Origin of the sequence: Actinomadura chokoriensis (assembly GCF_041463665.1) — a bacterium.
Lineage (GTDB): Bacteria > Actinomycetota > Actinomycetes > Streptosporangiales > Streptosporangiaceae > Spirillospora > Spirillospora chokoriensis_A.
Genome location: NZ_JAXCEJ010000002.1, coordinates 255,926 through 279,956, shown reverse-complemented (window position 1 = coordinate 279,956; position 24,031 = coordinate 255,926). Strand labels below are relative to the sequence as shown.

The window sequence follows — 24,031 nt, the reverse complement described above, 5'->3', positions numbered from 1 at the left end:
AATCGTGCAAGATGGTTACATGATTGATCTGCGGCGGCTGCACATGCTCCGGCTCGTCCACCAGCACGGGACGGTCACGTCCGCGGCGGAGGCGCTGCACCTCACGCCGTCGGCGGTCTCCCACCAGCTGCGCGAGCTCGCGCGGGAGCTGAAGGTGCCGCTGCTGGAGCCGCAGGGCCGCAAGGTCAGGCTGACCCCGGCCGCGCACCTGCTGATCGAGCACGCCGACGAGCTGCTGGCGAAGTGGGAGGAGACCCTCGCCGACCTGGAGTCGCACCGCGCCGGGGCCGTCGGACCGCTGCGCATGTGCGGGTTCACGACGGCGGTCGGCGGTCTCGTCGCCCCGGCCGCCGGCGCCCTGCTGCGGGACGACCCGGATCTCAGGGTCGAGATCCGCGAATGCGACACCGACGTGGCCCTGGGGCTCCTCGCCGCCGGCGCGACCGACATCGCCGTCATCGAGCCCGTCCCGGACGCGCCGCCGCCCGGCGACCCGCGCTTCGACCGCGCACCGCTGCTGGAGGAGGCCTACGACCTCATCGTCCCGGTCGGGCACCCGGCCGCGCGGCGCCCCGGCGTCCGGCTGGAGGACGCCGCGGCCGAGACGTGGATCACCACCGATCCCGAGGTCTGCGCCCATCGCCAGCAGGTGATGACGTACTGCGCCGCCGCCGGTTTCACGCCCCGGTTCGCGCACCATGCCGCCAACTGGTCGGTGATCTGGGCGCTCGTCGCGAACGGCCTCGGGGTGTCGCTCGTGCCGCGGCTGGCGGGCGGGCCGTCCGACCAGCCGGTCGTGCGGGTCCCGCTGACCGGGGACGTCGTCCCGAAGCGGCGGGTCCTGACCTGCGTGCGGCGCGGCAGCCGCGACAACCCGCTGATCGTGCGCGGGCTCGACGCCCTGCACGACGCCGTCCCGGGCCACTGCGTCCCGGCGGCCGCGGCCTGAGCGACCGCGCCGCGATCGTCTGCGGGACGTCCAGCCACGACGCCGTCGCGCATCAGGCGCCGCCGCGCTGGGCCGCGTCCCTGAGCCGCGTCAGGCGCCGGGAAGATGCCGTCGCGACCGCCGCACCCCGAACGCCAGCAGGACCGCGCGGACGACCCAGACGACCAGCGCGATCTGCAGGACGGCGAGGAACCCGGTGCCCGGCCCGGCCGTGAAGGCGAGGACCAGGAACACTCCGAGCAGCAGCGGGAACGCCGGGAAAGGCGGCCCGTGCCGGTGATGCCGGGCCATGTGCCGGTGATGCTGCCGCCACGCGGGGTGCCCCGGCCCGCCGAACAAGACGGGCGCCGCCGTCCCCGCCCGCGCGGGTTCGGGTTCGGGCAGCCCGGTCGGGGACGGCAGGTCCTTGACGAGGGTGCGCAGGTCGCCGCGCGTCCTGGCGGACAGCACGGCGTCCAGCCGCTCGTCCAGCTCGTCGCGGTCCAGCCGTCCCTTGGCGAAGTGGTCGTGCAGGGCGACCATGACGGCGTCGCGCTCGGCGTCGCCGATGCGGATCTCGTCCTGGTGTGCCATGGCTACTCCTCGTCTTCGGCGGCCGTCGGCCCCGGGTCCTCGGTGCCGAGGTCGTCGGCCAGGATGCGGTACAGGCTTCGCCGGGTCTCCGCCAGGACGTCCCTCGCCTGGTTGACCTGGTCGGACGAGCCGGAGTGCACGATCTGCATCACCGCGGCCCCCGTCTGCGCAACCTGCTTGAACAGTTCGGGAACGCCCTCGCCGAACTCGGGCGTCATCTCCGCCCACGGCTCGGCGAGCCGGTCGGCGTTCTCGGACACGTAGGCGCTGCCCTCGTCGGTGAGGTGGAAGGTGCGCCGCCCGCCCGACTCGTCGCCGGCGATCAGGCCCTCGTCGGCGAGCTGCTGGAGCGCCGGGTAGACCGCGCCGGGGCTCGGCTTCCACGCCCCGCCGCTGCGCTCGTTGATCTCCTGGATGATCTGGTAGCCGTTGCGCGGCTCCTCGGCCAGCAGCACGAGGATCGCCGCGCGGACGTTCCCCTTGCGGGCCCTGCCGCCGCCGGGGCCCCGGCCCCACGGACCGCCGCGCCCGCGCGCCCACGGGGGACGCGGGCCGGGTCCGTGACCGAACCCGCCGGGCGGCCCCCAGGGGGCGCCGCCGAACAGCGCGCCGAAGTTCGGGAAATCACCGTGCCCCCAGGGGCCGGGTCCGTGCCTGTGTCCCATGTTCCGCACCCACCTTCTGCGATCTTCCGAGACCTTCTGAGATCTCTCTCTGATCCTTCGCGATACGACAACGATATATCGTAGACGTACGGATGGGCCAGTTGGTTCCCCGGCATTCCGCCGGATCGCCCCGCGCTTCGCTACGAGTGAACCGGGCATGATCTCCGATAGCGGGCATCGCCGTCTGATTTTGCGAATCTTGGGTACCACCCGGTCCGAGGGGACGATGGGCACACACGAGGTCGTGGCCGCACGGGACGCGGTCGGCACACCGGGCGTCACGGGCGGCAGGCCCCGCGTCCGGAACGAGGTGCTGCTCGGCCTGGCGCTCTTCGCCGTCTACTCCCTGGTCACGATGCTCCCGGAGCACGGCGGGCAGCAGGCGGCGCGCGCGCACGGCGAGGCGCTGTACCGCCTGGAGCGCGTCCTGCACATCGACGTCGAACCCGCCCTCAACGCCTGGCTCGCCCATCAGCCGGTCTGGCGCGTCGTCGCGAACTACGAGTACGCGATCACCTACATCGCAAGCGCGCTGGCGCTGCTCACCTGGTTATTCATCCGGCACCCCGCCCGGTACCGGACGGCCCGCAACGCCTTCGTCATGCTCAACCTGGCCGGTCTCGCGTGCTTCGCGCTGTTCCCCGTGATGCCGCCGCGGCTGATGCACGACCTCGGGTTCATCGACACCGTGACCGAGGGCCGCACCTGGGGGTCATGGGGCTCGCCGGTCGTCGAGCACGCCGACCGGTTCGCCGCCGTCCCGTCCCTGCACATGGCCTGGACGCTGTGGGTCGGCGTCGAGCTCGCCCGCGTCAAGGCCAGGCGGTGGGTGCAGTGGCTGAACACCGCCCACATCCTCCTCACCCTGTACGTCATCCTGGCGACCGCGAACCACTTCCTGCTGGACGCGGTGGCCGCCGTACCCTTCGTGGTGGTCCCCGTGTACCTCGCTCAACGCATCGCCCGTCCGCGCGACGCCCGCATCCAGGGCCCCGACGCGTTCTTCCTCGCGGTGGAGACGCCCGCCGCCCCGCAGCAGGCCGGCGGCGTCATCATGCTCGACACCTCGCGGGACGAGGTCGGGCGCGACGACCTCGTCCGCGTCGTCCAGGAGCGGCTGCCGGGGCTGCCCCGGTTCCGGCAGCGGCTCGTCCGGCGGGGCCCCTGGCTCCGCCCGGTCTGGCGCGACCACCACGACGTCGACTGGGAGTGGCACGTCGCCGAACGGCACGTCGACGGCATGCCCGGCCTGCGCGCCGCGGTCGCCGAGATCCAGTCGGAGCGGCTGCCGCTCGACCGGCCGCCCTGGCGGATGGTCGTGATGAAGGGCGCCGAGCCCGGCCGGACCGCCGTCGTCTACCTGATGCACCACGTCGTCGCCGACGGCGTCGGGATCGTCGCGCAGGCGATGTACCTGATGGAGCCGCCGCCCGACAACCTCGGCGCCAGCTTCCCGAGCAGGCCGCTGCGGAAGGCGCTCGCCACCGTGGTCGGGCTCGGCCAGCTCGCCGGCGCCGTGACGAGGCCGGAGCGGCTGCCCGCCGGCGGGACCTCCGAGCGCCGGTTCGCCAGCATGCACCTTCCGCTGGCGGAGGTGCGGGACGTCGGCCGCCGCCACGACGCCCGGGTCACCGACGTCGTCCTGTGCGCGGTCGCGGGCGCGCTGAACCGCGTCGTCAGCGAGGACGACGGGCGCCCCGACACCTGCCGCGTCGCCGTGCCGCTCATGATGCGGCCGCCCGGCAGCGCGATGGTCGGCAACCACACCACGGCCGCCATGGTGGACCTGCCGGTCGGGAAGATGGCCGAGCCCGACCGCCTCGCGCTCATCGCCGAACGCAGCCGCGTGCTGCGCTCCGGAACCCGCGCGCAGGCCGCCTGGTTCGTCATGTGGCAGGCCGGACGCGTCATGCCCGCGCCGCTGCACGCCCGCTTCGCCCGCATGTCCTACAGCGGCCGGTTCCTGCAGGGCACCGTGTCGAGCCTTCCGGGACCCGACAAGCCGCTACGCCTGGCCGGTGCGCCCCTGACCGCCGTGTACCCGATCGTCCCGCTCGCCCCCGGCGCCCCGCTCGCGATCGCGGCCCTCGGCGTCGACCGCGAACTGTGCTTCGGCCTCTCCCTCGATCCCGGCCTCACCGGCGACGCCGACGCCTTCATGGACGCCGTCCACGACGTCATCGAAGAACTCCGCAGAGCCTGAACCTTCCGAAGCGCCCACCCCCGCTGCGGGAGCGGCCGGTGCGGCTCAGACACTGCGGATCGCGCGGAGCGACTCTTTGAGGGAGCCCATCGTCGCGAACACGGCGGTGGGCTCGTAGCCGCAGTGCGCCATGCAGTTCGCGCACCGGTCGTCACGTCCCCGCCCGTAGGCGGCCCAGTCGGTGGTGTCGAGAAGCTCCTGGTAGGTGTCGCAGTAGCCGTCGTCCATCAGGTAGCAGGGCCGCTGCCAGCCCTTCAGCGAGTACGACGGGATCGCCCACGCCGTGCACCGGAAGTCGGCCTTCCCTTCGAGGAAGTCGAGGAACAGCGGCGAGTGGTTGAACCGCCAGCGCTTGCGCCGGCCGTCCGCGAACGCCTTCCGGAACAGGTTCCGCGTCTCCTGCACTCCGAGGAAGTGCTCCTGGTCGGGCGCCTTCTCGTAGGCGTACGCCGGCGAGATCATCATCTGGTCGACGCGCAGATCGTCGTTCAGGTAGTCGAGGACGTCGATGACGGTCTGCGGGGTGTCGGTGTTGAACACCGTCGTGTTCGTCGTGACCCGGAACCCGCGCTCCTGGCACATGCGGATCGCCTCGACCGCCTGGTCGAACACGCCCTCCTTGCAGACGGACGCGTCGTGCCGCTCCCGCAGCCCGTCGATGTGCACCGCCCAGGCGAAGTACCGCGACGGACGGAACTGATCGATCTTCTTCGGGATCAGCGCCGCGTTCGTGCACAGGAACACGTACCGCCGCATCTTCACCAGCCGGTCGACCAGCTCGCCGATCTGCGGGTGCATGAGCGGCTCGCCGCCCGCGATCGACACCATCGGCGCCCCGCACTCGCGGATCGCCGCGACCGCCTGCTCGACCGGCATCCGCTGCTTCAGCACGTCCGCCGGGTGCTGGATCTTGCCGCAGCCCGCGCACGCCAGGTTGCACGCGTACAGCGGCTCCAGTTCGACGATCAGCGGGAACTTCGACTGCCCGGACAGCTTCTTGCGCAGGACGTATCCGCCGACGCGCAGGCTCTGCCGCAGTGGCATCCCCATCAGGAACTCTCCTTCGACTCGCCGTTCAGTTCGCCGGGCGCGGCCGCGTCGGCGCCCGCGCGGGGGGACGGGGCTTGCCGCAGGTACCGGCCGAGCGCCGAGAGCGGGAACACCAGCCGGTACAGGTGGTAGTTGATGTAGAAGTCGCCGGGGAAGCCGGTGCCGGTGAAGTGGTCCTCGTCCCACGTCCCGTCCGGGCGCTGGTGCTCGACGAGCCAGCGGACCCCGCGCTCGACGACCGGGCCCCGCTCGCCGGCGGCGAGCAGCGCGAGCAGCGCCCACGCCGTCTGCGACGCGGTCGACGCACCGTGCCCGACCCACGTCCGGTCGCGGTAGGACCGCAGGTCCTCGCCCCAGCCGCCGTCGTCGCGCTGGTGCCGCCGCAGCCAGCCGACCGCGTCCCGGATCACCGGCTTGTCCGGCCGGACGCCCGCCGCGATCAGCGCCGGGACGACGCTGCCCGTCCCGTACACGTGGTTGGCGCCCCACCGGCCGAACCACGACCCGTCCGGTTCCTGCGCCTTCAGCAGCCACACGACGGCCCGCTTGACCAGCAGCGAGTCGGCCATCCCGCGGTGCGACATCGCCTCCACCACGTGCGCGGTGACGTCGGCGGACGGCGGGTCGATCACCTCGCCGAAGTCGCAGAACGGCAGCTTGCGGCAGAGCCCGCGGGTGTTGTCGGCGTCGAACGCGCCGAACCCGCCGTCCCTGGACACCATCCCGGCCATCCAGCGGACGCCCCGCTCGATCGCCGGTTCCGCCCGCGGGTGCTCGACGCGGTTCAGCGCGATCACGACCTCGGCGGTGTCGTCGGTGTCGGGATAGCAGTCGTTGTCGAACTCGAAGGACCAGCCGCCCGGGGGCAGGCCGGGCCGCCGCACCGACCAGTCGCCGGGCCCCCTGACCTCTTCGCCGATCACCCACTCGGCGGCCCGCTCCAGGGCCGGGTGCCCGGCGGGCAGGCCCGCGTCGGCGAGCGCGTTCATCGCGAGGACGGTGTCCCAGACGGGGGACTGGCACGCCTCGAGGCGCCGTCCCATCTCGTCCCGGATCGTGAACCGTTCGAGGCCGTCCAGGCCGCGCCGGATGACCGGGTGGTCCAGGCCGTAGCCGAGGAGGTGCAGGGCCAGCAGCGAGTACACCCACGGCGGCTGGATGCCGCCCCACGACCCGTCCCGCTCCTGCCGGGCGACGATCCACTCGCCGGCGCGGCGGAGCGCCGCCTCCCGCAGCCCCTTCAGCGGGCGCCGCTGGTACACGTGCAGGGCCTTGTCGAGCGCGCCGAACGCCTCGTCCCAGCCGGGCAGGCCGCGCTTCCCCTTGCGCGGGACGTCGTAGTCGGGGACGAGCTCGTCCAGGGTGAACGGCAGCGGCCGGACGGGACGCAGCGCGCCCACCACCGTCAGCGGGACGATCGTCTGCCGCGCCCAGCACGCCCAGTCGTAGACGTTCAGCGGGAACCAGCGCGGCAGGAACACCATCTCCGGCGGCAGGACCGGCAGCTCGTCCCACGGCCAGCGGCCGAACATCGCCAGCCAGAACCGGGTGAACACCCGGGTCGCGGGGAGGCCGCCCTCGCTGCGGATGTAGGCGGCGGCGCGTCCCATGTGCGCGGCGCCGGGCAGGTCCCCGGCGAGCCGCAGCGCCACGTACGCCTCGACGGTCGTGGACAGGTCCGGCGGGCCGTCATGGAAGTTCGCCCAGGTCCCGTCGGCGGACTGCTGAGACCGGATCCAGCGGGCCGACTCGAAGGTGTCCTCGCCGGTGCGGATGCCGAGGAACTCGCGCAGCAGCAGGTCCTCGGCGTCCATCGTGACGTTGGTCTGCAGCTCGCCCTTCCACCAGCCCTCCGGGGACTGGAGCAGCAGCAGGTGGTCGCGGGCGGCGTCCAGCGCCTCGGCGGCCGTCCGCGGCCCGGTGCGCTGCTGTGTTTCCGGCGTTTCCAGCGTGGTCATCGATGATCCCGGATCTCTCAGTGGTCCCGGCGGGTGACGAAGTCGGCCACGCGGAGGAACTCGGCGCGGACGGAGTCCGGCAGCCGGGCCGACAGCAGATGCTCGGCGGCGCGCTGGACGCGGCTCTCGGCCTGCATCTCGGCCCAGGCGCGCCCGCCGGCCGCCTCGACGAGCGCGGCGGTCTCGGCCAGGTCCTCCTCGGACGGCTCCGGCCGCGCGTACAGCTCGGCGAGCCGCGCCGCCTCCGGGGCGCCGGAGTTCAGCGCGGCCACGACGGGCAGCGACATCTTGCGGGACCGCAGGTCCGACATGGCAGGCTTCCCGGTGATCGCGGGGTCGCCCCAGATGCCGAGCAGGTCGTCCACGAGCTGGAACGCGACGCCGAGGTCCGTTCCGAACGCCTCCAGCGCGACCGAGAGCGACTCGGGCGCCCCGTCCAGGACGGCCCCGATGGAGCAGGAGCACGCCAGCAGCGCCGCGGTCTTGTCGGACGCCATGGCGACGCATTCGTCCACGCTGATCTGCCTGCGCGTCTCGAAGTCCATGTCGAGCGACTGGCCCGCGATGAGGCGGCGCGTGGCCGCGGCCAGCGCGCGCGCCGCCCGCGCTGAGCCTTGCCCCGGCGCCTCCAGCAGGACCTCACCGGCAAGGGCGAGGAGTGCGTCGCCGGCCAGGATCGCGGACGCCTCACCGAAGACCGTCCAAGCCGCCGGACGGTGCCTGCGCGTCCGGTCGCGGTCCATGATGTCGTCGTGCAGGAGCGAGAACGCGTGGGTCAGCTCCACCGCGACGGCACCCGGCAGGGCGCTCTCCGGCGGAGCGACGGTGGCGCGCGCCGACAGCAGCGCGAGCGCCGGACGGAGCGCCTTCCCCGCGGGTGTCTTGCGCGGATGGCCCTCCTCGTCCGCCCAGCCGAGGTGGTAGGCCGCGACACGGTACGTGCGCGGGTCGAGCCGCCCGACGGCCGCGCGCAGCGCACCGTCGACCAGCTCGCGAACATCGGTCATCGACACCGGAACGGCGGTCACGGGGTCCTCACCTTCTCCAGGCGGTGGCGGATCGGCTGAGGGCCGGTGGACGCCGTCACAGGGCCCTCACCTGCTCCGGGCGGATCGGTTGAAGGACGGCGGCGATGCGCGGCTCCGGGGCCCCGGCACCCGCCAGGTGGCGGCGGACCAGCCGCGCGGCGGTGAGGCCGCTGCGCACCGCTCCCTCCATCGTGTCGGGCCAGCCGGTGTCGGTCCACGCGCCCGCCAGGAACAGCCCCGGCGCCGCCGTCACCGCACCCGGCCGGGCCGCCGCGCTTCCCGGGCCCTGCCGGAACGTCGCCCGCCGCTCCCGCGTCACGAACAGCTCCCGGACGGCGGCGCCCCGCGCGGCGGGCAGCAGCCGCGCCAGCTCCGGGACGAACCGGGCGCGCAGCTCGGCGGTCGGCATGTCGATCCAGCGGTCGGCGGCCGAAAGCGACACCGCGAGGTACTGGCCGCGGCGCAGCCCGCTCACCGCCGTCCGGTCGAACACCCACTGGACGGGCGAGGCGACCGCGGCGGCGAACGGCGCGTCCAGGACCTTCCGGTCGTAGACGACGTGCACGTTCACGATCGGGCTGGCGTCCAGCTCGGGCCAGCGCAGCGGGTCGGGCAGCGCCTGCGCGGGCAGCAGCCGCGCCGCCGCCTCGTGCGGCACCGCCATGATCACCGCGTCGGCGGCGATCGGCACCCCGTCCACCACCACCTTCGGGTCGGTGGTGACGGCCTCGACCTTCGCCTTGAGCCGGACCGTCCCGCCCATCTCGGCGATGCGCCGCAGCGCCGGGCCGCCGTGCAGTTCCTCCAGCGGGACGAGCGGAACCCCGATGTCGGCGGCGTCGGCGCGCCCGAGCAGCGCCCGCTTGCACACCATCGCGGACAGGCCGAGCGCCGCCTCGTCGACCTCGGCGTTGAGCGCGGCGGTGATGAACAGGCCCCACAGCGCCTGCCGCGCCCACATCCGCTGCCCGTGCTCGGCCAGCCACGTCCCCGCCGGCATCGTGTCGAGCACCGGGTCGGCGGGGTCGAGCCGGCCCAGCCCGAGCGCGGCGCGCACCGCGCGGAACCGGTCGGCGGGCGGCAGCGGCGAGTACCGGGCCAGCGCGGGCAGCAGGTGCAGCGGGCTCGGCAGCCGCGACCGCCGCAGCCGCGCCGCCTTCGCGCCCGGCCGCAGGACGGCGACGTCGAACCGGTCCTGCACCTCCACCAGGTGGTCGGCGCGGAGCCTGCGCAGCAGCCCCTGGTACGCCGAGCAGCACCGCAGGAACACGTGCTGCCCGTTGTCGACGCTCAGCTCGCCGCGGACGAAGGAGTGCGTCGCGCCGCCCAGCCACGGCCGGGACTCGACGAGCGTGACCGGCACGCCCGACTCCTGCAGCGAGATGGCGGCGGAGATGCCCGCGAGCCCGCCCCCGACGATGACCACGCTCACCGCTCCACCCCCGAGGCCGGTGCGTGTCCCGGCTCCGCCGGTTCGGCGCTGCTCACCGCTCCACCCCCGACAGCGCGCGCGCCGCCACGACGGCCTTCTGCCACGTCGGCAGCGAGACCCGGCCGTTCAGCGCGATCGCCGGACGCTCCGCGATCGTCTCCAGCAGCCGCCGGTAGATGCCCGCCATCGCCGCCGTGCAGGCGGCGCTGCGCCGGTCCAGCAGCGGCAGCAGCCGCAGCCCCTCGGCGTACCAGGCCCGCGCCCGCTCCGCCTGGAAGACGACCAGCTCGTTCAGCCGCCACGGCGGGTCGGTGAACGTGCCCGCCTCGTCCAGCTCCAGCGTGCAGCCGAACCGGACGAGGTCCTCCTTCGGGATGTAGATCCGTCCCGTCAGCCGGTCCTCGCGCAGGTCGCGCAGGATGTTGGTGAGCTGCAGCGCGACGCCGAGCGAGTCGGCGAGGCCCTCCGCCCGCTGCCGGCCGTCGGACCCGAACACCCCGAGCGACAGCCGCCCGACCGTCCCCGCGACCCGCTGGCAGTACCGCAGCAGGTCGTCGAAGGTGTCGTAGTCGGCGCCGCGCACGTCGTTCTCGCAGCCGTCGATCAGCTCGTCGAACGCGTCGAGGGGGATGGGGTAGCGGGCCGCCGCGTCCGCCAGCGCGGTCAGCACCGGGTGCCCCTCCAGCGTCCGGACGTCCGCCCGCCCGCGCAGCACGTCCTGCACGGTCAGCAGCCGCCGCCGCGACCGGTCCAGCAGGTCGAGCCGCACGCACGCCGGCTCCGGGCCGTCCCCGATGTCGTCGATGCCGCGCGCGAACGCGTAGATCGCGCTCATCGCCCGCCGCTTCGGCGCCGGCATCAGCCGGATCCCGTAGGAGAAGTTGCGGGCCTCGTCGCGCACCACGCGTTCGCAGTGCCGGTACGCCTCGACCACCTGCTCGGACCGCTCGCAAGCCTCCGAAACCGTCATCGCCATTCCCCCCTAAGCGCGCGCCGTGAAAGCGTCTGTGCCCATCTGGCGGACAGCGCGGCGTGCCGGGGGCGCAGCCGGCGGGCGAGGACGTCGTACCGTCCGCGCGCCAGGGCCGACAGCGCCGCGCGGCCCCCCGCCACGTAGCCCGCGACGGCGATCCGCGCCCACCCGGTCAGGCCCGCCATGAGCGGCGGCGCGCCCCGGTCCAGCAGTTCGGCGGCGCGGCCCGCCTCCAGTGCCAGCACGCCGCGCAGCCGCGTCGGCGTCACCGGGCGCGCCAGGTCCTCCTCGGCGCAGCCGAAGCGGCGCAGGTCCTCGCCCGGCAGGTAGATGCGCCCGCCCCGGTAGTCCTGGCCCGCGTCCTGGCAGTGCTCGATGACCTGCAGCGCCGTGCACACGTCGTCGGACGCCGCCTCCAGGGCCGGCCGGTGCGCGCGGAACACGTGCAGGACGATGCGCCCCACGGGCGCGGCGGACAGCGCGCAGTAGTCCCTCAGCTCATCGAAAGTCTCGTACCTGTGGACGACCTGGTCCTGGCGGTTGGCCTGGACCAGATCGCGGAACGGCTCCTCCGGGATCCGGTGCGCGTGCACCGTCCAGGCCAGCCGCCGTAACTGCGGCAGGTTCGGGGTCCGCCCGGCGAACACGCGGTCCAGGTCGTCGTCCACCAGGCCGAGCAGTTTGGCCCGCTGCTCCCGCGGCGCCTCGTCGCCGATGTCGTCGACGAGCCGCGCGAACCCGTAGACGGCCCGCAGGTCGGCGCGGTGCCGGGCGGGCAGCAGCCGCGCCGCCACCGGGAAGTTCTCCCGCGCCGCGAGCCGGTCCAGCGCGCGATCGTGCTCCTCGACGCTCCAGAGCGGTTCAATGATCACCATGGAGAGATCGACCGGTCCGGCACCAGAGAAACTCTGGCCAGGGTATGGACTTATTTAAACGGCGCCTGCCCGGCCCCTGAACCGTTGCAGGGCCCCCGGCGTCGAGGCCATTGAACAGGCCGCTGCGCACATGGGCCAGGTTGGCCGAAAGGGTGGCCTCACGGCGGCCGACCGGTGGTCGACGCCCGGTCAGTAGGCTCGGGGAATGAGGACGCACGAACGCGAGATAACCGAACCCGTCGACCTGTGCCTGCCGGACGGGCGGCTGAACCCGGACGCGGTCGGCTGGACGCGGCGGCCGCTGCACCGCGCGAACCTGCGCGGGTGGGGACGGGCGAAGCGGTGGGAGTACTGGGGCATCGTCACGCCCCGGCACATCATCGGGCTGGTGGCCTCGTCCCTCGACTACGCCGGGGTGCACGGCGCTTACGTGCTCGACCGCGAGACCGGTGAGGAGATCGGAAAGGACGCCGTGGTGCCGTTTGCGCGCGGCGCCGTCTTCCCCGATCGCAGCGGTGCCGGCGAGGCGTCCGTGCGGGGCGGGGGAGCGGCGGTCGGCGTCCAGCAGCGCCCGGCGGGGTCGCGGGTCCGGGCGCTCGTACCGGGGCTGATCGATCTCGATGTCGAGATTCCGCTGCCGGACGGGCACGAGTCGCTCGGCGTGGTGATCCCGTGGGGGCCGCGGCGTTTCCAGTACACCGTCAAGGACGTCGGGCGTCCGGTGCGGGGGCGGCTGACGCTGCCGTCCGGGGAGCACGAGGTCGGGGAAGGTGCCTTCGCCGTCCTCGACCACGGGCGGGGGAAATGGCCGTACCGGATGACGTGGAACTGGGCGGCCGCGAGCGGTCCCGGCCTCGCCCTGCAGTTCGGCGGCAAGTGGACCGACGGCACCGGCATGACCGAGAACGCGCTGTTCGTCGACGGCCGGATCCACAAGATCGGCGAGGAACTGGCCTGGACCTACGACCGGGCCGACTGGCTGCGCCCCTGGACGATCGGCGGGAAGCGCGTCGAGGTCGAGTTCCGGCCCTTCCACGAGAAGGTCTCGCGCACCGAACTCGGCGTCGTCGGCACCGAGACCCACCAGTGCTTCGGGCACTTCAGCGGGCGCGTGCAGACCGACGACGGCGCGTGGATCGACTTCGACGGCCTCACCGGGTGGGCGGAGGAGGCCCGCCAGCGCTGGTAAGCCGCGCCGAGCGCTGGTGAGCCGCGGGTTCACCCGGCGCCGGTGAGGCGCGCGTTCACCGAGCGCACCAGGTCCTCGGGCAGTTTGCAGACCTCGCGGTCGTAGGTGAGGAGGCCGTTCAGCTCGTCCTCCACGTCCGAGAGCTGGGTGTAGACGGTCGCGCTGAGCCCGCGCGGGATCGCCGGGACGATCTGCCGCGCGTGCAGCCGCGCGAACGCGGCGCCGAGCCGGCCGGGGGAGTCGTAGCGCTTGTAGCCGAAGTCCTTGTCGTTGAAGGCGTGGCCGTCGACGCGCAGGTTGTATCCGCCGTATTCGGAGAGGACGAGCACGCGCCGATCGCGGCGGCGGGGCACCCGGAAACGGCGGAAATAGACGTGCAGGCTGCGCAGGTCACCGGCCCCCTGGTCGTGCCACCCGCTGGCGTGGTCGATCGTCCTCGTCGGGTCGAGCGCCCTGACCTCGGCGGCGACGTCCGCCGCGTCGAACTGGCCCCAGCCCTCGTTGAACGGCACCCAGACGGCGATGCTCACCACGTTGCGCAGGTGCTCGATCGTCTCCCGCGTCTCCGCGCGGAAGCGCTCGCGGGAGGCGGCGTCGGCGCGCCCGAAAAGCTTGTGCCTCCGGTCGCCGAGCCGCAGCGGGGACACGGCCGGCGCCGTGATGACCTCCGGCCGGTACGGGCCGCCGCCGTTCACCATGTCCTGCCACACGAGGATGCCGAGCCGGTCGCAATGGTGGTACCAGCGCAGCGGCTCCACCTTGATGTGCTTGCGGAGCATCGTGAAGCCGAGCCGCTTCATGGTGGCGATGTCGTGCACCAGCGCCTCGTCGGACGGCGCCGTGTACATGCCGTCCGACCAGTAGCCCTGGTCGAGGACGCCTGCGTGGAAGTACGGGCGGCCGTTGAGCAGGAGGCGCGGGACACCGTTCCCGTCGGGACCGACGCCGAACGACCGCATCCCGACATAGCTCTCGACACGGTCTGAGCCGAGTTCGACCGCGACCTCGTAGAGGAAGGGATCTTCGGGGCTCCACGGGCGGACGTCCGGAATCGGGATCCGGACGGGTTCGTTGGCCGGCGTCTCAGCGTGCGCGACGACCTCTGCGTTCGCCCGTATCTCGACGCGGGCCGGCTGGTCGGTCGCGGCCGCGTGGACCGTCACTTCGACGCATGATTCGTCCAGGTGCGGGACGAGCGTGAGCCGCTCGACATGCACCTCGGGCACGCACTCGACCCACACCGTCTGCCAGATGCCCGACTGGGCCGTGTACCAGATGCCGCCGCGCTTGAGTTTCTGCTTCCCCCAGCCCCTGTCGCCGGTGTCGGACGGGTCGCGGACCTCGACGACGAGGGTGCCGGTGGCGTCGCCGTCGCTGTCGCCGTCCTCAAGGAGTTCGGTGATGTCGAAAGCGAACGGGAGGTAGCCGCCCTCGTGCCGGCCCGCCTCCCGGCCGTTGATCGCCACGCGGCACGTCTGGTCGACCGCGCCGAAGTGCAGCAGGACCCGGTGGCCCTCGGGACGGAACCCGTCCGGCAGCCGGACGCTCCGCCGGTACCAGAGCGTCTCGTCCGGGCGGAGCTGCCGGCCGACGCCCGACAGCGCCGACTCGGGCGAGAACGGCACGACGATCTCGCCGTCGTACTCGGCCGGCTCCTCGTCCGCGAACGCGTACTCCCAGCGTCCGTTGAGGTTGAGGTAACTGTCCCGGACGAGCTGCGGCCGGGGATACTCCGGCAGCACCAGTTCCGGATCGAGCACTTTGCCCCACCTGGTGAGCAGCGTCATCGCACGGCCTCCCTCGTCCTCGCGTCCCGGCGGCGCAGCGCCACCACCGGCGGGACGATCAGCACCAGGACCGCCGCCGCCGCCAGGAAGATGGCAGGCGTCGGGACGTGCTTGAGCACGCCGAGGTCCTCGTAGCGCTCGTCCGCGCCCTTGATGACGGCGGCGCCGAGATACGGCCCGATGATCATAGGGATGAGGATGGCGAACACCATCCGGAGCCCCTGCACGTGCCCGGCCCGTCCCGGCGGCGTGTAGTCCCGGACGAGCGCGCCCACCGGGGCGAGGACCAGCATGAACCCCGACATCAGCACCAGCCCCGCCCCGATCACCGACACCATGCCGCGCGCGAGCGGCATCAGCAGCAGCCCCGCCGCGTACACCGTGACCGCCGGCACGAGGAAGCGGACCTTCCCGACCCGGTCGACGATCCGCCCGGCCAGCACGCTGACCGCCGACGCGCCCGTCAGGACGACGGCGAGCACCAGCGCGTACCCCTCGATGTCCAGGTACCGCTCCAGGTAGATGATCAGATACGGCAGGAAGACCTGCGTGGAGATCCCCCACACGCACCACGCGGAGAGCGCGAGGTACAGCCCCGGGTTCGCGCGCATCGCCGACGGCCGCAGCCCGTGCACGAGCGCGCCGAGGTACCCGCCCGCGTGCCGCTCCACCGGACGGTCCCGGACGAAGATCCATGCCACGACCCCGGCCGCCGCGATGATCAGCCCGATGACGAGGAAGAACAGCGACCACTGGCCGTCCCGCGTCATCCAGTCGAACCCGCCGAAGACGACGAGCATCGACATCAGCGGCATCACGGCCAGCACCGACTCGACGCGCCCCCGGTTCTCGGTCCGGGTCACGTCCGTCACCCACGCCTGGAACGCCGCGTCGTTCGCGCCCGACCCGAGGAACGACATCACGCAGTCGAGGACGATCACGCTGACCGCAGCGAACACGACCGCGTCGGCGACCGGCGCGATCGAGGCCACGGTGTCCACGCTGATCAGCCCGAACGCCGCCGTGGACAGCCCCCACACGATGTAGCCGCCCGCGATGAACGCGCGCCTGCGCCCCAGCCGGTCCGACAGCGCGCCGATCGTCATCGTCGCGACCGTCGCCGCCACCGCGCTCGCCGCCACCATCGCGGCGATCACGTCGGGGTTCCCGCTGATCGTGTCGTAGACGAACACGTTGAGGTACATGTTCTCGACGGTCCAGGCGAGCTGGCCGACGAAGCCGAGCGCGATCAGCATCGTCCAGAGCCGTCGTCCCAGCGAGAGGGTGTTTCCCGTTGTCACGGACGAGACAGTACAACTATTACATACCGGACTATTCACACCCGACCGCCACCGGGTTGTGGAGGGGCGAAGTCGTGCGCATGGGCGCCGACCGATCGGTGGGGCCGCCGGGCTGGCGCTGACGGCGATGGCGATCCTGGAGCGGGAGAATCCCGCCCCGAGCGGCGACATCGGCCGGCGGCGCCTCAACGGTCGCTTGCCTGGCTGATCCGCCACTATCAGGCCGTCGGGCGAGACGCCTTGACGGGCCCTGTGACGTGAGTGGTATTGGTCCGAAACGGCCTGGTCGTCCCAACAAGGCGATGTTTCTGTGTAACGGACGAGGCAGCACAATCATCACTATTTGGATGATCTGTGCGTAGGTCGCTTGCACCCTCCCTGGGATCGCGTTGTCATTTGGATCGGAGAGATCGGGGGTCTGGTCCCGCGGGATCCAGGCATCGGGGGCGTCAGATGTGGTGTCGCACCGAAAGGGGACTCTGTGAGGCTCACCGCCATCCCACTGCTCGTATCCGCCCTCGTCTTAGGAGGGGCGGCTCCGGCCGGGGCTCAGCACCGGGTGCCGGAACCGTCCGCCGTCGTCCGCACCGACCTCGGACCGGTGCGAGGCCAGGTGAAACCCGACTACCGGCTGTTCCAGGGCATCCCCTATGCCGCACCGCCGACCGGAAGCCTGCGCTTCAGGCCACCGCAGCCGGCGCGCGCTTGGCAGGGGGTGTACGACGCCACGTCCCCGCGCGAACAATGCGCGCAACTCCCTCCGCCCTACGGCGGTGAGACGTCCTACGTCGAAGACTGCCTCTACCTGAACGTCACCACGCCGGCCCGCACGCACGGCCGTGACCGGCTGCCCGTCATGGTGTGGGTGCACGGTGGCGGTAACACGACCGGCACCGCGAGCGTCCACAACGCCGCCAAACTGGCCGTGGACGGCGACGTCGTGGTCGTCACCATCAACTACCGCCTCGGCCCCTTCGGCTGGCTCGCGCACCCGGACCTGGAGACCGGCCCCGACCGGCGCCACCAGTCGGGGAACTACGGCCTGCTCGACCAGCAGGCCGCCCTGCGCTGGGTACGGCGCAACGCGGAGGCGTTCGGCGGGGACGCCGGAAACGTCACGCTGTTCGGCGAGTCCGCCGGGGCCTTGAACACCTGCGCCAACCTCGCCTCGCCGACCGCCGCCGGCCTGTTCCACAAAATCATCGCGCAGAGCTACACCTGCACCGCGCCCGCGCGCACCGTAGCGGCGGCCGAGGGCGACGGGGCGGCGATCGCGGAGGACATGGGGTGCGACAAGGGCTCGGTCTCCGCCGTCGCCGCCTGCCTGCGCGCGGCACCCGTCAAGACGGTGCTGCAGAGCTTCGAGGCCAAGGCCACGGACGCGGGCCCCGTCGCGGGCGGCGACCGCGTCCTGCCGTTGCAGCCCGAGCAGGCGATCGAACGGGGCCGCTTCAACCGGGTGCCGGTCATGCACGGCAACACACTGGACGAGATGCGCCTGTTCGTGTCCCTCTCTTACCCGGACCCCATCACCGCGGCTCAGTACGAGGAGATCGTCCGCTCCACCTACGGCGCCGACGCGGACGCGATACTGGCCCGCTACCCGGCGGCGGACTTCCCCGACCCCAGGATCGCGCTGGCGACGCTGCAGACCGATTCCCACGAGATCCTGTCGGCGTGCGCACACCAAGACGCTTTTGCGCTGCTCGATCGTGCGGGCGTCCCGGTGTACGCGTACCAGTTCGCCGATCGCGCCGCTCCACCGCTGGTGGACGTCCCGGGATTCGAGGAGGGCGCCGAGCACACCAGCGAGTTGACGTTCCTGTTCCCGGGCCTGTTCGGTGACCTGAACGCGGAGCAGCAGCGCCTCTCCGACGCCATGGTGGGCTACTGGACGTCCTTCGCCCGCAGCGGCATCCCGAAGGCGCGCCAGGCGCCGTCATGGCCGCGTTTCCGATCACCGAACGACGTCTTGTCGCTGGCGTCCGGGCCAGGTGGCATCCACCGAACCGACACAGCCGAGTCCGGCAACTGCTCCTTCTGGAACTCCCTCTAACGCGCTGGCGGAGGCGCTCGACAAGCCGAACGGTGAAATCAGCACCAACGTTCTTGCCGGGCGCCTCACGGAGCTCCGCTTCAAAAGCGAGCTTGTGTTTCCGGGTTGTCCCCGGTTTTTGTCGGTCGTGTCCGCTGGCGTCGTGTGCGGGGCTGAGGTCTTCTTTTTATCGGTTTAAGCGTGGTCGGTGTGGGTGGACGGCTGAGGTGGCCTTCCGAAGGTGGGTGCGCCCCTTTCCCTTGCCGCCGGTTGCTGTCACGTTGGTTGCGGTAGGTGGCTGGGATACGTGTTTATTGTATGGCTCGGTACGTGGTTGCTGCCGCCGCCGCGCTACGCGCGGCAAGAAGAGCTAGAGACGGGGAGTGAGGGCGGCTAGGGGCTTCGGTCTTTGGGCCCGGCGCGCGAAGCGCGCGTTTGTGACCGTACCGCGCGTTCGCCTTTCGGCTAGGCACGAATCCTCTACCCGCGACCGCAACCAACGTGACTCCAGCCTGGTGACCACCTGCACTGTTCGTGCCAGGCTGCGGGGGCTGCCTCAGCTGTCCACCTGCAGCAACCACCCCAACCCGATAAAGCCGTGCGCAGCCCGCGCTGACCGTTGGATGGGAGCTGAGTGCAAGGAGCGTCCTTTCGTGTTGGCGGGCAGAAGATAAAGGTGACAGTAATGTGGCGTGTCCAGAATGTCCGCCAACGTTAACGGTAGGTCGCGATACAATTAGGCAGTGGAATCGGGTTGGAGGTGAATTCTTGTGTCGGTCCCCGCAGAAATCGTTGGTCACCAGCGTGAATGGGCGGATCGGGAGTGGTTCCCTCCCGGCCCGCAACTGGCCATCTGCCTGTCCGGCGGAAAAGAGCGTCTGGCCGATCTGACCGACGACGAGCTGCTCCAGGTCGCAGCCGCCGCGCGTCGCCAGACCTCCTGGGCGCAGGCGCGGGAGTTGGCCGCCATCGCCGAACTCGCCCAGCGCCGCACCCAGGCCGAAGCCGATGGCGACCCCGACTACCGGATCCTGTCGGCCCGCGAATCGGTCACCGAAGAAGTCGCCGCCGCGCTCACCATCACCAGCAACGCCTCCGCCACCCTCCTTCACCTCGCCGAGAACCTCACCGGCCCCCTCGCCGCCACCGGTGCCGCCCTGGAGGCCGGACGCATCGACCTTGCGAAAGCCCGGGTCGTATGCGACCTCACCGACCAACTGCCCGAACCGGTCGTCGAACGGGTCGAGGCGGCCGCACTGGAGAAGGCGTCCACCCAGACAACCGGGCAGTTGCGCCGCCGGATCAGGCGGATCGTCCAGCGCCTGGCACCCGAGGCCATCGAAGAACGCAAGCGGGACGCCGTTCGGCGACGTCGAGTCGAGCTGTGGGACAACCCGTCCGGAACCTCTGATCTGGCACTGTGCGACCTGGCTCCCGAGGACGCCCACGCCATCTACAACAAGATCACCGCCGCCGCGCACGGCATCGGACACGACGGCGACACCCGTTCCCTGAACACCATCCGTGCCGACCTGGCCACCCACCTCCTGCGGGGTTCGCCCCTCCCCGACGCGATCCGCGACCTCCTCGCCAACCCATGCGCTGACGCCGACCTGGTTTCCCGTCCCGACGACGTGCCTTCCGCTCCCGCGAGCCCGCCCGGTCACACATCCCTCACCGTGACCATGCCGAACGGCGCATCGGGCACACCATCGTCCGACATCACACGCGGCCCCCTACCGAGCGGAGGCTCGGAGGGGCGCCACGGCGGTGAAGGCGAGCTCTCGGTGCTGGCGGATGTGATCGATCAGCGGTTGACCCAGGTGGGTGGTCGCGTTTCGTCGCGCGAGCTGCCAGGAGAGATCCGGCGTGCCGTGCGGTGGATCCAGCGCGGGCTTGCCGAGGCCCGGGAGGCGGCCTGCCGCGGGGATGACGAAGTGCACGGTCGACCCGGCTACCGGCCACCCGTCGCGCTGCGTCGGGAAATCGAGGCCCGGCACGCGACCTGCGTCTTCCCGAGCTGCAACCAGCCATCGCACCGGTGCGACCTCGACCACACGGTGCCATGGCGGCCCGGGGTCACCTGCCGCTGCAACCTGGCGCCTCTCTGCCGACGCCACCACAGGCTGAAGCAGCGCCCCGACTGGAGGCTCGTCCAAGTCTGGCCCGGCCTGCTGATCTGGGTCACACCAGCAGGCGCCTGGTACATCGTCCGCCCCGACCGGCAATAGCGCGCCGCCGGTGTTCCGGTGCGGGTCACCTTTTGTGCTTTCGCTGCGTCTGGAAGGCGGACGGCAACCGAAGGACAGGAGGCGTCGTGGCGGTGGAGAACACGGATCGGGTCGCGGTCTTTGACCGGGAGCGTCCGCGCCTGCTGGCGGTGGCGTTCCGCGTCCTCGGATCGGACGCCGACGCGCAGGACATCGTGCAGGAAGCATGGACCAGGTACGTCAATGCCGACGTCGACGAGATCCGCAACGTGCAGGCATGGCTGACCACCGTGGTGACCCGGCTGTGCCTGGACCTGCTGCGACGACGGTCCCGTGAGGAACCCCGGGGCCCCGAGGATCTGCCGGTCCCCGCCGATGGGGACGACCCGGAGGAGATCGCGCTGCTCGCCGGTGAACTGACCGCGGCGTTCACGGTGGTGGTCGAGGAACTCACGCCGCCGCAACGCGTCGCGCTCATCCTGCACGACGTGTTCGGCGCGCCCTTCGAGGAGATCGCCCACATCCTGGACACGACTGCGGGATCGGCGAAGAAGCTGGCCAGCCGCGCCCGCGTCCGCGTCCGCCGGACCGGGTGGCCCGACGAGGAGGCCCGCGAGGCCCGAGAAGTGGTGTGCGCCTTCATGAAGGCCGCCCAGCAGGGCGACATCGACGGACTCGTCCACGTTCTGCACCCCGACGTGACGCGGACGGCCGACCCGCAGATCCTGCGCCCCGGCGCCCCGCAACGGGTGCACGGCAGGAAGGCCGTGATCGAGGAGGCCCGCGCGATGCGCGCCAATGCCCGGCGGGCACGCCTGGTCCTCATCGACGGACGGCCCGGCATCGCGGTGGGAGGCGGCCCGCTCGCCGCCTTGGCCTTCCACATCGCCGACGGCCTCATCGTCCACTATGACGTCATCGCCGACCCCCGGCGGCTGGCCCTGCTGAACATCGAGGACTGACCATGTTCGTCACCTACGTCGTCGTCACCCTCGCCACGGTCGCGATCAACACCGCGATCGTCGTCGCAGACCTCGCGAAGGCCCGATTCGTCCTGGCCAACTCGGCCGAGGTGGGCGTGCCGCGCTCGCTGCTGCCGCTGCTGGCCGCACTCAAGGGCGCCGGCGCGGCCGGGCTCGTCCTCGGCCTGCTCGGCCTCGACGCCATCGGGATCGCGGCGGCCGCCGGGCTCGTGGCCTTCTTCGCCATCGCCGTCGCCGTCCACGTACGGGCCCGTGTCTTCTACAACATCGCCTTCCCCGGCGCTTACCTCGCCCTGGCCGTCGCCTCGCTGACACTCGCGATCAACAACTAGATGTACCGCGGGACGGCACTGGCTGTGCCGTCCCGCAGCGGGGTCATCCGATCTGGGAGACCTTCAGGGCGAAGACCTGGCGGGCGTCATTGGTCTCGGTGTTGCACCAGAGCCAGTCCTTGTTGGGGTCGTAGGAGACGTCCTCCGGGTAGGGCGGCAGGTTCATCGGGTACTCGACGTAGCTGCCCGGCTCCCAGGTGAGCAGGTTGCCGTCCTGGTTGTCGGTGTTGCTGCGGACGACGTAGAACTTGTCGTTGATGCACGTCCCGCCCTGCATCCGGTCGATGTCCACGATGGCGGCGAACGAGGGGTGTGCGACGCCGTTGCTCTCCTTGAGGCGGCGGGTCTGGTAGTCGAGGTCCCACTTGAACAGGCGGCTCTCCGAGTCCTCCGTCTCCCGGAACTCGCCGATGACGATGCTGTCGGGGGTCGAGGTCCGGTCCAGGGAGATCCAGGAGTAGGCGATCGCCGCCTGGTCGTGCACGACCGAGTTGTAGGCGGACGACTGCGGCAGGACGTAGGCGTAGTCGTGCGCCTGGAACGTGCCGTCCGACTGGCGGCCGATGGCGTCCTGGTCTCCCGTGGTGACCTTCAGCAGGTCGTTCAGGTCGAAGATCCGCAGCCCGTTGTTCGTGTCCACGACGTAGAGCAGGTCGCCGTACCACATGATGCCGCCGGCGTGGATCTTGACCTCGGTGAAGTTCGGCGTGAGCGTGCTGCCGGTCGGCTCCACCAGCAGGACGTGGCGGTACGCGGGCGCGGACGGGTCGCTCATGTCGACGAAGCTGATCCGGACGCCCTTGTTCTTCTCGTGCTTGCTGTACCACGAGAGGAGCTGGACCTCGCGGCCGTTGTAGGTGCCCTCGGCGAGGTGGTCGGCGCTGGTCGTCAGCCCCTGCGGGTACCAGTAGTCGTCGTTCCGGTCGCCCGACTGCCAGAACCAGTGGTCGACCCTGGGCGGGGTGTCGGGTAGGTCGCCGTCGGTCCCGAACCGGTTGGCGGAGTCGAGGACGGTGTCGACGCTGCTGTTCGGCAGCGTCCGCTTGAGGGCCGTGATCAGGTCGGCCCACCTGGTGTCACTGTTCAGGGCCTTGTCCATGGGGACGAGGCCGAAATCGTCCTTTGGCGGGTAGGTGACGTCGAGCAGGGACGGCCCGGGGAGCGGAGACGGGGCGGCGAGGGCGCTGGTGGCGTCCAGCGCGCCGCCCATGGCGAAGGCCGCGGGAGCGACGATCATCCCCTTGAGAAGGGACCTTCTCTTGATCATCATGCGGGCACGGTAGGCACCCCGGTGAATCGTGATCAAGACCGCAAGATCATCTTTTTCCTGCCGTGCCGGTCAGGCGTCCTGTCCGCATCCGGCCACACCACCCGCACACGCGGAAGGCCCGGCCTTCGCAGGGCCGGGCCGGATGTTCAGGGAGCGTCAGTGCTTCAGGGTTGCAAGGAGGGCAGCGAACTCGCTGCGTCCCACGATCAGCCTCGGGCCATACGGGTCCTTGCTGTCGCGGATGCCGATCGCATCGGAAAGCCCGGCGACCTCGACGCATGCGCCGCCATTGCCCGAACTTCGTGATGACTTGCGCCAAACCGCCTTACTCACGTTCATGAATTTCTCCCATGATGCGGCGGATGAGTTCCGCCGACTGCTTCACCGGCAACGCCGACGACTTGATCGACTCATAGCAAGCGACCCAATGGCCCAGGTCATCCGGACGTTCGATGAACCGTCCGCCTGTCAGATCTTCAGCGTATGCCACCGTCACCCCGTCGGTGAGAGTCAACAGGATGAAGGAACAGGTGAGTCCAGCGTGGGCACCGGTATCGAACGGGAGCGCCTGAATGGTGATCTTGGGATGCTCGATGGCATCGAGCAGGTATGTCAGCTGCTCATGCATGGTCTTGGCGGTACCGATCGGGCGCCGGAGCACCGTCTCGTCCACGACGGCCCACAGGGTCGGCGCGTCGGGCTCGGCGAGAAACGCCTTGCGCTCCATGCGTGTGGTGCGGAGCGCCTCGATCTCCTCGTCGGTGTCGCCGGGACGTCCGGCGCGGAGGAGTTCTCGGGCGTAGTCGGGCGTCTGGAGGAGACCTGGGATGCACAATCCCTCGTACCAGCGGATCATGCCGCTCTTCTTCTCGACCTCCAGGTACTCGGCGAACCCGGTGGGGAAGCGCTGGGCCTTCCTGAAGTCCAGTGCCCGCAGCAGTGCACCGCCCGTGTCGAGTTCGAGGTCGCATGCCTTGGCGAACGGGACGGACGCCGAAATCTGGCCGGTCTCGGCACCGGAGATCAGTGACTCGGAGAAGTTGATGCGTCCGGCGAGTTCGGCCTGAGTGCGCCCGGCCTTGGTTCGGTAGTGCCGTAGTTCGCGGCCCCAGATGGCTTGCGGGCTGTAGGGGTCGACCATTGGGGGCCTCCGTTGTTTGCCGGACTTCAAGGAACTTCAAGGACTTCAGTCAGAAGCGGGGCGGCTTCAGGACCTCA

At 71.3% G+C, this 24,031-nt stretch carries 20 protein-coding genes; 7 read left to right on the top strand and 13 right to left on the bottom strand.

Annotated features, from left to right (window positions below; translation table 11 throughout):
* Positions 1 to 19: 19 nt before the first annotated feature.
* Positions 20 to 949, top strand: coding sequence for a LysR family transcriptional regulator (locus SM418_RS04650; RefSeq protein WP_371939293.1), 930 nt, complete (start codon positions 20 to 22; stop codon positions 947 to 949).
* Positions 950 to 1,039: 90 nt separating this feature from the next.
* Here SM418_RS04650 and SM418_RS04645 read toward each other — a convergent pair whose 3' ends face one another.
* Together SM418_RS04645 and SM418_RS04640 are read right to left on the bottom strand one after the other, a co-directional pair.
* A complete protein-coding gene (locus SM418_RS04645; RefSeq protein ID WP_371939291.1) occupies positions 1,040 to 1,522 on the bottom strand; it encodes a DUF1707 SHOCT-like domain-containing protein in 483 nt (160 codons plus the stop codon).
* 2 nt (positions 1,523 to 1,524) lie between these two features.
* A complete protein-coding gene (locus SM418_RS04640; protein ID WP_371939289.1) occupies positions 1,525 to 2,187 on the bottom strand; it encodes a PadR family transcriptional regulator in 663 nt (220 codons plus the stop codon).
* A 226-nt stretch (positions 2,188 to 2,413) separates the two neighbouring features.
* Between SM418_RS04640 and SM418_RS04635 the strand changes: the two genes are divergently transcribed.
* A complete protein-coding gene (locus tag SM418_RS04635; protein WP_371939288.1) occupies positions 2,414 to 4,390 on the top strand; it encodes a bifunctional phosphatase PAP2/O-acyltransferase family protein in 1,977 nt (658 codons plus the stop codon).
* A 45-nt stretch (positions 4,391 to 4,435) separates the two neighbouring features.
* Here SM418_RS04635 and hpnH read toward each other — a convergent pair whose 3' ends face one another.
* From hpnH to hpnC, 6 genes are read right to left on the bottom strand one after another with little or no spacing between them, the layout of a single operon-like run.
* Positions 4,436 to 5,440: an adenosyl-hopene transferase HpnH gene (gene hpnH / locus SM418_RS04630; protein ID WP_371939287.1), complete on the bottom strand. Its 1,005-nt coding sequence runs from the start codon at positions 5,438 to 5,440 to the stop codon at positions 4,436 to 4,438.
* Complete coding sequence (gene shc / locus SM418_RS04625; protein ID WP_371939285.1) at positions 5,440 to 7,398, bottom strand: squalene--hopene cyclase; 1,959 nt, start codon at positions 7,396 to 7,398, stop codon at positions 5,440 to 5,442. The genes hpnH and shc overlap by 1 nt, the downstream gene beginning before the upstream one ends.
* Positions 7,399 to 7,415: 17 nt before the next feature.
* Entirely contained in the window at positions 7,416 to 8,426 is a 1,011-nt protein-coding gene (locus tag SM418_RS04620; protein WP_371939284.1) for a polyprenyl synthetase family protein, read from the bottom strand.
* 55 nt (positions 8,427 to 8,481) lie between these two features.
* Positions 8,482 to 9,858 (bottom strand): hydroxysqualene dehydroxylase HpnE, encoded by a 1,377-nt coding sequence (gene hpnE / locus SM418_RS04615; protein ID WP_371939283.1) that lies wholly within the window; start codon positions 9,856 to 9,858, stop codon positions 8,482 to 8,484.
* A 52-nt stretch (positions 9,859 to 9,910) separates the two neighbouring features.
* The gene (gene hpnD / locus SM418_RS04610) at positions 9,911 to 10,828 is read right to left on the bottom strand and encodes a presqualene diphosphate synthase HpnD (RefSeq protein WP_371939282.1); all 918 of its coding nucleotides are present in this window, start codon (positions 10,826 to 10,828) and stop codon (positions 9,911 to 9,913) included.
* Positions 10,825 to 11,706 carry a squalene synthase HpnC gene (hpnC, locus tag SM418_RS04605; protein WP_371939281.1) on the bottom strand — a complete coding sequence of 294 codons (882 nt, stop codon included), beginning with the start codon at positions 11,704 to 11,706 and terminating at the stop codon, positions 10,825 to 10,827. The genes hpnD and hpnC overlap by 4 nt, the downstream gene beginning before the upstream one ends.
* Positions 11,707 to 11,911: 205 nt before the next feature.
* Here hpnC and SM418_RS04600 point away from each other — a divergent pair, with 205 nt between their 5' ends.
* The gene (locus SM418_RS04600) at positions 11,912 to 12,895 is read left to right on the top strand and encodes a DUF2804 domain-containing protein (protein WP_371939280.1); all 984 of its coding nucleotides are present in this window, start codon (positions 11,912 to 11,914) and stop codon (positions 12,893 to 12,895) included.
* A 29-nt stretch (positions 12,896 to 12,924) separates the two neighbouring features.
* Here the strand turns inward: SM418_RS04600 and SM418_RS04595 are convergent, their stop codons facing one another.
* Positions 12,925 to 14,682: a glycoside hydrolase family 2 protein gene (locus SM418_RS04595; protein ID WP_371939278.1), complete on the bottom strand. Its 1,758-nt coding sequence runs from the start codon at positions 14,680 to 14,682 to the stop codon at positions 12,925 to 12,927.
* Positions 14,679 to 15,983, bottom strand: a complete 1,305-nt coding sequence (locus SM418_RS04590) for an MFS transporter (RefSeq protein ID WP_371939277.1) — start codon at positions 15,981 to 15,983, stop codon at positions 14,679 to 14,681. The genes SM418_RS04595 and SM418_RS04590 overlap by 4 nt, the downstream gene beginning before the upstream one ends.
* 481 nt (positions 15,984 to 16,464) lie before the next feature.
* Between SM418_RS04590 and SM418_RS04585 the strand changes: the two genes are divergently transcribed.
* The 4 genes from SM418_RS04585 to SM418_RS04570 all read left to right on the top strand — a co-directional run bounded on the left by SM418_RS04585 (position 16,465) and on the right by SM418_RS04570 (position 21,543).
* Positions 16,465 to 18,039, top strand: a complete 1,575-nt coding sequence (locus tag SM418_RS04585; RefSeq protein WP_371939276.1) for a carboxylesterase/lipase family protein — start codon at positions 16,465 to 16,467, stop codon at positions 18,037 to 18,039.
* Positions 18,040 to 18,788: 749 nt separating this feature from the next.
* The gene (locus SM418_RS04580; protein ID WP_371939275.1) at positions 18,789 to 20,249 is read left to right on the top strand and encodes an HNH endonuclease signature motif containing protein; all 1,461 of its coding nucleotides are present in this window, start codon (positions 18,789 to 18,791) and stop codon (positions 20,247 to 20,249) included.
* Positions 20,250 to 20,335: 86 nt separating this feature from the next.
* On the top strand, positions 20,336 to 21,190 hold the full coding sequence (locus tag SM418_RS04575; protein ID WP_371966044.1) for a sigma-70 family RNA polymerase sigma factor: 855 nt from the start codon (positions 20,336 to 20,338) through the stop codon (positions 21,188 to 21,190).
* A gap of 2 nt (positions 21,191 to 21,192) precedes the next feature.
* The gene (locus SM418_RS04570) at positions 21,193 to 21,543 is read left to right on the top strand and encodes a DoxX family protein (RefSeq protein ID WP_371939273.1); all 351 of its coding nucleotides are present in this window, start codon (positions 21,193 to 21,195) and stop codon (positions 21,541 to 21,543) included.
* 43 nt (positions 21,544 to 21,586) lie between these two features.
* On the opposite strand, the gene SM418_RS04565 is transcribed toward SM418_RS04570, so the two are convergent.
* The 3 genes from SM418_RS04565 to SM418_RS04555 all read right to left on the bottom strand — a co-directional run bounded on the left by SM418_RS04565 (position 21,587) and on the right by SM418_RS04555 (position 23,954).
* Entirely contained in the window at positions 21,587 to 22,813 is a 1,227-nt protein-coding gene (locus SM418_RS04565) for an LVIVD repeat-containing protein (protein WP_371939272.1), read from the bottom strand.
* A gap of 156 nt (positions 22,814 to 22,969) precedes the next feature.
* Positions 22,970 to 23,152 carry a DUF397 domain-containing protein gene (locus SM418_RS04560; protein WP_371939271.1) on the bottom strand — a complete coding sequence of 61 codons (183 nt, stop codon included), beginning with the start codon at positions 23,150 to 23,152 and terminating at the stop codon, positions 22,970 to 22,972.
* Entirely contained in the window at positions 23,139 to 23,954 is an 816-nt protein-coding gene (locus tag SM418_RS04555; RefSeq protein WP_371939270.1) for a helix-turn-helix domain-containing protein, read from the bottom strand. Before SM418_RS04555 ends, SM418_RS04560 begins: the two co-directional genes overlap by 14 nt.
* Positions 23,955 to 24,031 lie beyond the last annotated feature (77 nt).